General features: G+C 69.6%; 1 protein-coding gene. It reads right to left on the bottom strand.

Annotation, left to right across the window (positions count from 1 at the left end):
* Positions 1-26: 26 nt before the first annotated feature.
* Positions 27-1253: an IS110 family transposase gene (locus ACWF94_RS40340; RefSeq protein ID WP_453500253.1), complete on the bottom strand. Its 1227-nt coding sequence runs from the start codon at positions 1251-1253 to the stop codon at positions 27-29.
* Positions 1254-1495: the final 242 nt, after the last annotated feature.

Here is a 1495-nt window from a genome sequence, read left to right as displayed (position 1 = left end):
GGTCAGACACCCCATGTCGTTGGGTGTCAAGCGGCATGGGATTGGGCGTGGTGTGACCAGGCGGTTGCTTCGTCGTAGCGGGTACGGGTTTTGAGGCAGCCGTGGAGTATGCCGACCAGGCGGTTGCCGACCTGCCTCAGGGCGGGGTTGTAGCCGGCTTCGCGGTCACGCTGCTTGTCGTAGTAGGCGCGTGCGCCGGGCGAGGCCCGCAGAGCGGAGAACGCTTGGGCCTGCAACGCGTCGGCGAGCCGGTTGTTGCGGACATAACGGGCTTGAACGGTGTGGCTCTTGCCGGAGGCCCGGGTGACGGGGCTGGTGCCGGCATAGTTCTTGCGGGCCTTGGCCGAGGCATAGCGGGTGGGGTCGTCTCCGAACTCGGCGAGCACCCGGGCGCCGGTGATCTCCGCGATGCCAGGCATCGAGAGGTAGATCTCAGCGTCCGGGTGCGCGAGAAAATGTGCCTTCACCTGCCCTTCCATCTCGGCGATCTGCTCGTTCAGCGCGATCAGCACGCGCGCGTGGGCAGTGGCGGCCGCCGCGTAGGCGGCCGTGACCGGCTCGGGCAGGCCGAGCTGCGGCTCACGCAGAACGGCCCGGATCGCGGCCGCCTTCTCCTCCCGGTTCCGGCGTCGGGAGCGGGTCAGAACCGCGGTGATCTGGGAGCGGGTCAGCTTCGCCGCCGCCGCGGGCGCGGGCGCCTTGATCAGCAGCTCCAGCGCGTCCGTGCTGGTCAGCGCCAGCTCGGCGTAGGCGCCCAGAGCCGCGGGGAAGTACTCCCGCAGCGTGGACCGCAGCCGCTGGAAGGTGCGGGTGCGTTCCCAGATCAGGGTCTGGTGGGCGCGGGCGACGACCTTGACGGCCTGGGCTTGGTCGCTGTCGCCGGCCACCGGCCGTAACTGGGCCCTGTCGATGCGGACCATGTCGGCCAGCGCGTGCGCGTCACCCTTGTCGCTCTTGGCGCCGGAGGTGGCGTACCGCTCCTTGAACCGGGCGGCCTGGCGCGGGTTGATCGCGTACACCTGGTAGCCCGAGGCGATCAGGGCCTGCACCCACGAGCCACGATCGGTCTCGATACCGACCACCACCCGCGCCGCGTCCAGGTCCTCACCGCCGTGCCGCGCGACGAGCTCGTGCAGCCTCGCGATGCCCTCCACGCCCTCCGGCAGCCGCGCGGCGGCAAGCCTGCGGCCGGCCTCGTCCTGGAGCTCGACATCGTGATGATCTTCCGCCCAGTCATCGCCGATCAGCAGCAACAGACCCTCCCCGTAACGTAGTTCACTTCCTTAAGCAGCCTGCGGAAGGCGCGGCGCGCGGCCTAATGGATCCAGTGCTCACGCCCTCCTGGGCGGGCACGCCACCCCATCAGCGGTCTGGCCTCCCGGCCAACCAGCAGGGGCACGGTCTGACCTCAGAAGTCGATGCTTCCGGCGCGGAGAGTGCTCACCTGCTGGCGGCTACGGCACCAAGTCTCTACGACCCGGTAGCTCCCATTAGG

It is taken from the genome of Streptomyces sp. NPDC055078 (assembly GCF_053607985.1).
The sequence above is the reverse complement of the archived record's forward strand: the minus strand, read 5'-3'. Positions and strand labels throughout refer to the sequence as shown.